This is a genomic window from Rhizorhabdus sp. (assembly GCF_018006725.1).
Lineage (GTDB): Bacteria > Pseudomonadota > Alphaproteobacteria > Sphingomonadales > Sphingomonadaceae > Rhizorhabdus.
Map to the genome: position 1 here is coordinate 1 of NZ_JAGMXV010000175.1, position 9,946 is coordinate 9,946.

Annotated in this window: 10 protein-coding genes and 1 pseudogene; 8 read left to right on the plus strand and 3 right to left on the minus strand. The window is 64.6% G+C overall.

All coding sequences use genetic code 11. The annotated features are described in order from the left end of the window. From KAY22_RS19800 to KAY22_RS19835, 8 genes and pseudogenes are all read left to right on the plus strand, one after another. A partial coding sequence (locus KAY22_RS19800) for a heavy metal translocating P-type ATPase (protein ID WP_296624986.1) occupies positions 1 to 1,424 on the plus strand: 1,424 nt, incomplete at its 5' end. Further along, the gene (locus KAY22_RS19805) at positions 1,421 to 2,170 is read left to right on the plus strand and encodes an HAD-IIB family hydrolase (protein ID WP_007406852.1); all 750 of its coding nucleotides are present in this window, start codon (positions 1,421 to 1,423) and stop codon (positions 2,168 to 2,170) included. The genes KAY22_RS19800 and KAY22_RS19805, both read left to right, overlap by 4 nt. 113 nt (positions 2,171 to 2,283) lie before the next feature. Further along, positions 2,284 to 2,739: an MgtC/SapB family protein gene (locus tag KAY22_RS19810; protein ID WP_018251228.1), complete on the plus strand. Its 456-nt coding sequence runs from the start codon at positions 2,284 to 2,286 to the stop codon at positions 2,737 to 2,739. 98 nt (positions 2,740 to 2,837) lie between these two features. After that, entirely contained in the window at positions 2,838 to 3,215 is a 378-nt protein-coding gene (locus KAY22_RS19815) for a hypothetical protein (RefSeq protein WP_007406863.1), read from the plus strand. Positions 3,216 to 3,227: 12 nt separating this feature from the next. Then, positions 3,228 to 3,836 (plus strand): DedA family protein, encoded by a 609-nt coding sequence (locus KAY22_RS19820; protein WP_007406854.1) that lies wholly within the window; start codon positions 3,228 to 3,230, stop codon positions 3,834 to 3,836. A 245-nt stretch (positions 3,837 to 4,081) separates the two neighbouring features. Then, a pseudogene (locus tag KAY22_RS19825) lies at positions 4,082 to 4,433 on the plus strand (DUF3147 family protein). Positions 4,434 to 4,438: 5 nt separating this feature from the next. Next, the gene (locus KAY22_RS19830; RefSeq protein WP_206379108.1) at positions 4,439 to 4,753 is read left to right on the plus strand and encodes a hypothetical protein; all 315 of its coding nucleotides are present in this window, start codon (positions 4,439 to 4,441) and stop codon (positions 4,751 to 4,753) included. Continuing rightward, on the plus strand, positions 4,740 to 5,135 hold the full coding sequence (locus KAY22_RS19835; RefSeq protein WP_296624987.1) for a DUF305 domain-containing protein: 396 nt from the start codon (positions 4,740 to 4,742) through the stop codon (positions 5,133 to 5,135). The genes KAY22_RS19830 and KAY22_RS19835 overlap by 14 nt, the downstream gene beginning before the upstream one ends. A 21-nt stretch (positions 5,136 to 5,156) precedes the next feature. Here KAY22_RS19835 and KAY22_RS19840 read toward each other — a convergent pair whose 3' ends face one another. From KAY22_RS19840 to KAY22_RS19850, 3 genes are all read right to left on the minus strand, one after another. Then, positions 5,157 to 5,432, minus strand: coding sequence for a hypothetical protein (locus tag KAY22_RS19840; RefSeq protein ID WP_143058621.1), 276 nt, complete (start codon positions 5,430 to 5,432; stop codon positions 5,157 to 5,159). Between the two features lie 121 nt (positions 5,433 to 5,553). Beyond that, positions 5,554 to 8,790, minus strand: a complete 3,237-nt coding sequence (locus KAY22_RS19845) for a CusA/CzcA family heavy metal efflux RND transporter (RefSeq protein WP_170172255.1) — start codon at positions 8,788 to 8,790, stop codon at positions 5,554 to 5,556. Beyond that, positions 8,787 to 9,941: an efflux RND transporter periplasmic adaptor subunit gene (locus KAY22_RS19850; RefSeq protein ID WP_296624988.1), complete on the minus strand. Its 1,155-nt coding sequence runs from the start codon at positions 9,939 to 9,941 to the stop codon at positions 8,787 to 8,789. The genes KAY22_RS19845 and KAY22_RS19850 overlap by 4 nt, the downstream gene beginning before the upstream one ends. Positions 9,942 to 9,946: the final 5 nt, after the last annotated feature.

Here is a 9,946-nt window from a genome sequence, read left to right on the forward strand (position 1 = left end):
TCCCGGTCGACAAGGTGCCGGTCGCAGATGCCGCAGCGGCACGCGCCAAGCCCGATGCAGTCGACGCGGAAAGCCGGGTTTTTGCTGGTACGATCAACGGCGGCGGCGCGATCGAGATCGAGGTGACGCGCCGATCCAACGAGTCCGCGCTCGCCAAGGTGGTGAAGATGGTGAGCGAGGCGGAGACGCAGAAGTCGCCGACGCAGCGCTTCACCGATCGGTTCGAGCGCATCTTCGTGCCCGCCGTCCTGATCCTGTCGGTGCTGCTGCTGTTCGCCTGGGTGGTCATCGACGAGCCGTTCCGCGACAGCTTCTATCGCGCGATGGCGGTACTGGTCGCAGCGAGCCCTTGCGCGCTCGCGATCGCGACGCCGAGCGCGGTCCTGTCCGGCGTCGCGCGCGCGGCACGTGGCGGTGTGCTGGTGAAGGGCGGTGCGCCGCTCGAAAACCTCGGATCGCTCAAGGCGATCGCCTTCGACAAGACCGGCACGCTGACCGAAGGGCGCCCGCGCATCACCGATGTCGTGCCCGTCGACGGCACCGACGAAGGCGAGCTGCTGTCGCTGGCCGTCGCTGTCGAGGCGCTGAGCGATCACCCGCTGGCCCAAGCGATCGTCAACGACGGCCGCGAACGCCTGAATGGGCGCCCGTTGCCCACCGCTGGCGACCTCAAGAGCCTGACCGGTCGTGGCGTCACCGCGAGCGTGGATGGCGAGACGGTGTGGATCGGCAAGGCCGAGATGTTTGGGGGCGAGGGCATACCGGCGCTGGGGCAGGGGGCGCAGGACGCGATCGCGAAGCTGCGCGAGAACGGCCGCACGACGATGGTCGTCCGCAAGGGAGACCGCGACCTAGGCGCGATCGGCCTGATGGACACGCCCCGCGAAGCGGCCAAGACCGCGCTGCGCCGGCTGCACGAGATGGGTGTGTCGCGGATGATAATGATCTCCGGCGATCACCAGAAGGTCGCCGAAGCGATCGCCAACGATGTCGGAATCGATGAGGCGTGGGGCGACCTCATGCCCGAAGACAAGGTGGCCGCAATCAAGAAGCTTGCCGGCGAGGACAAGGTCGCGATGGTCGGCGACGGCGTGAACGACGCGCCCGCGATGGCGAGCGCCACGGTCGGCATCGCAATGGGCGCGGCGGGGTCGGACGTAGCGCTCGAGACGGCCGACGTAGCGCTGATGGCCGACGACCTGGCGCACTTGCCGTTCGCGGTCGGCCTGAGCCGTCATACGCGCGGCATCATCCGTCAGAACGTGTTCGTCAGCCTGGGCGTCGTCGCCTTCCTCGTGCCTGCCACCATCCTCGGCCTCGGCATCGGGCCAGCGGTGGCGGTCCATGAGGGATCGACACTGCTCGTCGTCATCAACGCGCTCCGGCTGCTCGCCTACCGCGACCCGGCGGGGAACGCGGCATGAAGTGGCTGGTCGCTTTCGACCTCGACGGCACGCTCGCGGAGAGCAAACGCCCGTTATCGGAGGATATGGCCGCGATCATCGCCCGGTTGCTCGCCGTTACCGATGTGGCGGTGATCTCGGGCGGGGACTGGCCACAATTCGAAAAGCAGGTCGCGTCGCGCTTGCCTGCGGACGCAGCGCTCGACCGCCTCTGGTTGATGCCGACCACCGGCACCAAGCTCTATCGCTTCATCGATGGGGCTTGGTGCGTGGTCTATGCCGAGCTGTTCGACGATGCGGAGAAGGCGAAGATCCGCGCGGCCTTCGACCGGGCGCTGGCCGATGCCGGCCTCGCCGATGAACGCATATGGGGCGAGCGGATCGAGGATCGCGGCAGCCAGATTACCTTTTCGGGGCTGGGGCAGGCGGCGCCGCTGAAGGAAAAGGAGGGATGGGACCGGGATCGGAAAAAACGCACTGCATTGCAGGCGACCTTGCGCGCAGTGCTGCCGGGCCTCTCGATCAATCTTGGCGGTACGACATCGATCGACGTGACGAGGGCAGGGGTCGACAAAGGCTACGGCCTGAAGCGCCTGAGCGCCGAAAGCGGCGTGCCGCTCGACGGCATGTTGTTCATCGGCGATGCGATCTTCCCCGGTGGAAATGACTATCCCGCCGTCGAGATCGGCCTCGACACGGTCAGGGTGCGCGACGTTGCGGAAACCGCCGCCGTCGTGGCCGCCATCATCGCATGTCTGCACCGGTAGGTTCGCAGATGTTCACGATCCTCGCCTTAATCACGAGCGCCTTCAAGGCGCTCGGCCCAACATTCGTTTTTAACCTCCGATTTGGAGCGATCGCGTAGAACAGGCAGGCCGGCATGTTTCAAAGCTCATGGTGGGAGATAACCACCCATATCATCAGTCTCGCCGTCGCCTACGCGCTTGCCCTTCCGGTTGGCTGGGATCGCGAGAAGGACGCCCGTAGCGCAGGCATCCGCACATTCCCGTTGGTTGCCATCGCCAGTTGCGGCTTCGTGCTGGTAGGCATCGCGATCCTCGGCCGCACGTCCCCGGCGCAGGCCAGGTTGCTCGAAGGTCTGATTACAGGCGTCGGTTTCATTGGGGGCGGCGCGATCCTGAAGAAGGGTAGCAAAGCCTCGGGTACGGCAACAGCGGCCAGCCTGTGGGCGACTGGCGCGCTCGGGGCGGCCGTCGGCTACGGCCTATACGATATCGCCTTCATCCTGAGCTGCACCACCTTCCTGACCCTGCGCTGTTCTCGTCCGCTCAAGCGCGCTACCAATGGCGACGCCTGTACTCCGGCAAGTCCATGACGACCTCTCAGGCGAGCCGATGGACACATCCAGTGCAAGCCCTCACCCGACGTTGGGCGCCGGCGCGGACTATCCCGGCGCGGGACCGCCAACACCGCTTGCTGCGCTGGGCGACGCTGTTGGAGCGCAATCCTCACCAGATCATCGGCCTGCTGCCTCCCTCTTGGGCAGGCGGTGACGCGCGCGGCCCGATGATCGATCGGCCGAGCGCGATCGATGTCGCATGGGACGATGTGGTGCTGCGTGTGATGGGGCTGGCGGGTCGATCGCGCCGTGAAGCCAAAGCATTCTTCGGGCTGTCGGACGCGGAATTGGATCGAATTGTCGCTGGGTCGTGGCGGTGTCCGATCCGCCCCGCTTGGCAGGTCGCCGCGCGGATCAGGAACGTCGAGTGCCCGCGACTGGAAAACGCGATCGTAGGATCGGTCCTCGCCCTCATCCTCGTGTTCTGCGCCATCTTCTATTGGATCATCTGACGAGGCTGTCTTGTGTTCGACATCATAACATCGATCCTATCGGCACTCGGCGGCTTTGGCGTCTTCCTGCTGATGCTGGCCGAGAACGTCTTTCCGCCGATTCCATCGGAAGTGATCCTGCCCCTTGCGGGCTACACGGCCGCGCAGGGGCGCGGCTCGCTGTGGGTGGTCGTTATCGCTGGCACCCTCGGATCGGCCGCAGGAGCGATCCTATGGTACTATGTCGGGCGCTGGATCGGCATCGATCGGTTGAAGCGCTTTGCTTCTCGCCACGGTCGATGGCTGACGTTGACGGCGGACGAGATCGATCATGTCGATCGCTGGTTCGACCGCTATGGCCGTTGGGCGGTTCTGTTCGGACGAATGGTCCCGGGAGTCCGGACGTTGATTTCGGTGCCAGCAGGGGTCAGCGGAATGCCCCTCGGTCCGTTCCTGCTTTCCACGCTTGCCGGCTCGGCAATATGGACCGTGATCCTCGTGCTAGCCGGCTACGAGCTGGGCGAACGCTATAATCAGGTGGCGAGCGTCATCGAACCGGTCAGCAACGCCGTGCTCTTGCTGGCCGTCATTTGGTATCTCTGGCGGGTCGCGACCTTCGGGCGATCCGGGGATCGCCATTGATGAATGTCAATGGCTCGTCTCCCGTTTTTCCCGCCGGACTTTGGCTTACGGCAGCTTCGATGCTGGTCTTCGTCACGCGCTACGCCAGTGCCCTTGGCCTGGTCCCGCGAGGAACCACGTTCATTCTCATCAAGTGGATCGGGAGGCTTTACCGCATCGGGTTTCGCGCATGGCGTCGCAACGGGGGGAAGTGGCGCTGGGCCGCATCATCAAGATCCACCGCCACAAGGTAAGCGAAGCATCCTATGTACTATCTTGCAGTCAAGGCCATCGTCTCGGGCATACTAATCGCGGCAGCGTCGGAAGTGGCGAAGCGCTATCCCGGGTTCGGAGCGCTGATTGCGTCGCTACCGGTCGTCTCGGTCCTTGGCATGATATGGCTGTGGCACGACCGGCCTGATGCGATGAACATGGCGGCCCATGCGCAGGCGACCTTCTGGTTCGTACTCCCCTCGCTGCCGCTATTCCTACTGATACCAGTCCTTTTTGCGTCACGGAATTGGCTTTTGGCCAGCCTTGGCCGCCGGATGCTGCCTGACCGTCCTGCTCTATATCGCGATGGTTCTCGCACTCCGGCGCTTTGGCATCGCTTTGTGATTTCCATGAACAACGAGCGGGTGAACAGAATGACAAACCTCAAGGAACGCGCGCTCATTGCCGCTGTCGCGACCATCGCTCTGACTGGATGCGGACTGATTAAACCACGGGATGCTGGCTATTTCCGTTTCCACGCGGAAGAGGCGAGGCTGGTTGTCACCCGCTGCGAGCGGGGCCAGGAAACCGGCAGCGACTGCGAGGCGGCGGCCCAGGCCGTGGCCGAGCTCGATGCGGCTGCGCGCCGGCAACCTCCGGCCAGAGCCGGACGCCAGCGCGGACATGATGCTACACTGGAGAAGGAACGTGATGATCGGAATTAACGGCACGCTCGCGCTGATGGTCGCAACGGCCGCTGGACTGACGCCACCTGCTGCGAGCGCACAGCACGCTCAACACGGTACGAGCGTGACCCGGGGAGCTGATGCGGGAAAGCGGGCCGACACGCCCGCAACCAGAGCCTACCGGGCCGCGAACGCCAAGATGCATGGCGCTATGGACGTGGTCTTCACTGGTGATGCCGACGCCGACTTCATGCGCGCGATGATCCCCCATCATGAAGGCGCGATCGCGATGGCCGAGATAGAATTGAGGTACGGGCGCGATCCCGCTGTTCGCCGGCTTGCAGCCGAAGTAGTGGCGACGCAGCGGCGCGAGATCGCCGAGATGCGGGCGTGGCTTGCCCGGCGCGAAACCCGCAAGTAGCGGCCCGAAGCCTTACCGCCGTCAATGATGGCGGCGGTAATGCCTCGGACGGGAATGACGATCATAGTGCCGATCGCGCACGTAGTGGCGAGACTGGTATCGCGGAGAGTCGGCATAATAGCCGCCACCATAATAGGGCTGCGCATAGCCATAGCCGTGATTTGACACGACCACACGTCCATGTCCGCCGTAGCTACCATGACCTGTGGAATGACGGCCACCATGATGCTGCGCCATCGCAGTACCAGGGACCAACGAAGCCAGCAGCCCCGCTGCAATCCAAAATGTCTTACGCATGTCTACTCTCCTACCATCGGACGATAGGATCGAACGACGGCGTATTTGATATTAGGGCTTCTACTTGAACCGACACTGAACTTGATGCCGGTCAACGATACCAGAACGTGCGCATGTAGACTCAAATCTGGGCCTTTGTGGTGCCGACAGTCGAACCTTGTGCCTTTGAGCCTCTCAATCGCATGGACAACGCTGTGATGGCTGGCAGGACAAGAAGGGTCAGGATTGTCGATGTTATAAGCCCCCCGATGACGACCGTTGCGAGTGGGCGTTGCACTTCTGCTCCTGTGCCGGTCGCAAGCGCCATCGGCACGAAGCCAAGAGACGCGACCAGCGCGGTCATCAGCACCGGACGGACGCGCTCCATTGCGCCGCCCACGATCGCATCGTCGTCGGCCGCACCGTCTTCGCGATACTTTCCGATCGCACTCATCATCACGAGGCCGTTGAGGACGGCAACGCCCGATAGGGCTATGAACCCGACCGCTGCGGTGATCGAGAAGGGGATACCGCGCAGCAGCAGCGCAAACACGCCCCCTGCGAGCGCCATCGGCACCGCCGAGAACACGATCGCCGCCGACACGAAGCTGCCGAGCGCCATGTAGAGCAGGGCATAGATCGCGATAAAGCAGATCGGCACGACGATCAGCAGGCGCAACCGAGCCGATTGCAGGCTCTCGAAGGTGCCGCCCCACTCAGTATACATGCCGGCGGGAAGCTGCATCTGGCCGATCCTCGCCTGTGCTTCGTCGACGAACCCGCCAAGATCGCGCCCGCGGACGTTGATCTGCACGACCACCATCCGCTTGCCATTCTCGCGACTAACCTGGTTCAACCCCTGCGTGTAGTTGAACCGGGCGACCTGGCTGAGCGGGATCGAGCGCGCCACCTGACCCTCGGCAGTGGGCAGCATCACCGGGATCGACCCCAGTGTCTCAAGGTCATCCCGTTGCGCATCGGGGAGGCGGACCACGACGTCGAACCGCCGGTCTCCCTCGAACAACAACCCGGCCTCGCGCCCGCCAAGCGCAGCCGAGACCGTGTTCGCCACCTCCTCAACCGACAGGCCATAACGGCCCGCCGCTTGCCGATCGATCTGCACGTCGAAGGTCGGCGCGCCGGACGTCTGTTCGGCACTCACGTCACCAGCGCCCGGGATGGTGCGCATGACGGAAGCGATGCGCCGCGCCTGTTCGCTCATCGCGTCGAGGTCATCGCCGTAGAGTTTGATCGCGACGTCGGCGCGAACGCCGGCGATCAGCTCGTTGAAGCGCATCTGGATCGGTTGCTGAATCTCTGTTCGGTTGCCGATCAGCGGTTTCATCCGCTCCTCGATGCGGCGAAGGATGTCCTCCTTGCTCTTAACCTCCGCCGGCCACTCGTCCTCTGGCTTTGGAATCACATAGGTATCCGACGCATTGGGCGGCATCGGATCGGTGCCGAGATCGGCGTTGCCGTTCTTAGAGAAGACCAGCGCCACCTCCGGCAGCGTCTTCAATGCATTCTCGATCTGAAGCTGCATCTGTGTCGACTGATCGATCGACGCCGATGGCACGCGGAAGTTGGTGACGGTTATGTCCTTCTCGTCGAGCTGCGGCATGAACTCCTCGCCGAGCAAGCCAAAGCTCAGCACTGCCGCGACGAACACGCCGACACCGCCCAGAATGAAGGGCATCGGCCGAGCTACGGCCCTGCCCAGCACGGGGGCGTAGCGTTCCTTGAACCAGCGGATCGGCTTCACTTCCGTCTCGCTGACCCGGCCCTTGACGACGATCGCGATCATCGCGGGAACGAAGGTCAGCGACAGGACGAAAGCGGAGGCGAGCGCCACCATCAACGTGATCGCCATCGGCGCGAACGTCTTGCCCTCAACGCCCTGGAAGGTGAGCAGCGGCACGAAGACGAGGAAGATGATGAGCTGACCATAAACGGTCGGCCGCACCATCTCCTTGGCCGCGAGTGTCGTTTCCTCCATCCGCTCGTCGCGGGTGAGAAGCCGGCCTTCATGCTCCTGGCGCTCGGCGAGGCGGCGAAGCGCATTCTCGACGATGATGACGGCGCCGTCGACGATCAGCCCGAAGTCGAGCGCTCCAAGGCTCATCAGGTTGCCCGATACGCCCAGCCCGTTCATGCCGGCGGCCGTCATCAGCATAGTGATCGGGATGACCGCAGCGGTGATGAGCGCGGCGCGGATGTTGCCGAGCAGCAGGAACAGCACGACGATGACGAGCAGCGCGCCTTCTGTGAGGTTCTTTTCGACCGTCGCGATCGTCGCGTTGACCAGCTTGGACCGGTTGTAGACCGGCTCGGCGAACACGTCGGGCGGCAGCGCCTTGTTGATCTGCGTCAGCTTCTCGGCGGCATCGGTCGCGACGATGCGGCTGTTGTCGCCCACCAGCATCAGCACGGTCGAGATGACCGCTTCCGATCCCATGCGACTGCCGGATCCGGTGCGGACCGCACCGCCGATCACGACCTGGCCCACGTCCTTGACGCGGATGGGAACGCCGTTCCGGGTTGCCACGACGGCTTCCTGAATGTCATCGATCGATTTGAGGCGAGCATCGGCGCGGACAAGGAAGCTCTCGCCGGCACGGCGGACGTAATTGGAGCCGGCAGAGAGATTGGCCCGCTCCATCGCGTCCGCCAACTCCGTCACCGACAGCCCATAGCTAACGAGCGCGTTCAGGTTTGGCTCGATCAGATATTGCTTCACATAGCCGCCGTTGGAATCAACCCCGGCGACGCCGCGCACGGCGCGCATCTGTGGGCGGATGATCCAATCCTGCACCGTGCGGAGATATGCCGCCTTCGCCAGCTCGGTGGTCAGGCGTTCGCCCTCGGGCGTGAGATAGCTGCCGTCCGACTGCCAGCCCGGCTTCCCATCGACCGTCTTCAAGCCCTTGCCGTCGGGGTGACGGAAGGCGACCGAATAGAAGAAAATCTCGCCGAGCCCGGTGCTGAGCGGTGCTAGGATCGGCTGCGCGTTGGAAGGCAGGCTGTCGCGCGATTGTGCGAGCCGTTCCGTCACCTGCTGGCGCGCGAAGTAAATGTCGGTGCGGTCGGTGAAGACCGCCGTTACCTGGCTGAAGCCGTTGCGCGAGATGGAGCGGGTCATCTCAAGCCCTGGGATTCCGGCCAGCGCCGTTTCCACCGGGAACGTCACCTGCTTTTCGATGTCGACCGGCCCAAGCGTCGGGGCGAATGTGCTGATCTGGACCTGTCGGTTGGTGACGTCGGGCACAGCGTCAATCGGCAGCTTGGTGATCTGCCATAAACCAAAGCCAATGACGACGAGGGTCAGGACGGCGACAAGCCATCGCATCCGGACCGAAAGGGAGAGGATGCGGCCGATCATTCCGCCGACTCCTTCTCGATCTCCGCTTTGAGGAGAAAAGCGTTGGTGGTGGCGATCTGCGTGCCGGCGGCGAGGCCGCCGGTGATCGCCACCATCCCGCCTGATCGGCTGCCGACCTGAACCGGCTGTGCGCGGAAGCCTTGGCCGGTGCGGACGAACACTACGGTATCGCTGCCAAGCGTCTGCACCGCGTCTTGCGGCACCATCACGCCACTCTTGGCGGCCCCGCCGCTGGCGAGGATACGAGCCTGCACAAGCTGGCCCGGGGCGAGTGTGCTGCCGCCAGAGGTCGGCGTGATGACGACGGTCGCGGTCCGCGATTGCGGATCGACGACGCCGGTCGACGAACGTACGCGGCCCTCGATCTTGCGGCCATCGGTGGTGGTCAACTCCACCCTGTCACCTTCTCGGACCCGGCCTGCATCGGCGGGGGGAACGCTAGCCGTGATCTGAAGCCGGCGCGGGTCGGCGACGCGGAACAGCTCGGTTTCAGCCGCGACGAACTGGCCGAGATTGGCACCAGCATTGGTGACGCGCCCCGAGACGGGGCTGACGACCGCAACCGATCGGCCGTCACCTGATACGCGGGCAGCGCCTGCGGCGGCGCTAGCGCGCCGGGCATCGGCCTGGGCGACCGCCAGATTGGCTTGTGCGGCTTCATAGTCAGCGCGGGGGGTGACGCCCTGGGCAAGCAAACCGCGTTCGCGTTCGAGCTGGCGAGCGGCGAGAGTGACGCGCGCGGACGCGGCCGAGCGATCGGCTGCGATCTGCGAAGCATCGCGGCTCTCGACCAGAGCGAGCGTCTGGCCGGCTCGCACGGGATCGCCGATGCGGACCATGATACGGCTGACCGTGCCCGGTGCGCGCGCGGTCAGCACCGCCTCGGCGTCGGGCGTCGCCTCGACCGTAGCGGAGGCAAGGATCGCGGCGTCCAGCTCGCCGGAGGCCGCCGGGGCTACAGTGATCTGCGATGCCGAAAGTGCCTGCTGCGTCATCGCGACCGTGTTCGACGGCTTGGCTGGCGCTGCGGCCTCCGTAGGAGCAGGGGCAGGGGCGGGCGATTGGGTGAGGCGCGCAGCGCCGAATCCAAGCGCGGCGGCAGCGACCAGGCCAATGGCGGCGCCGGTGTAGAGGCGAGTTTTATCGGTCATTGCAC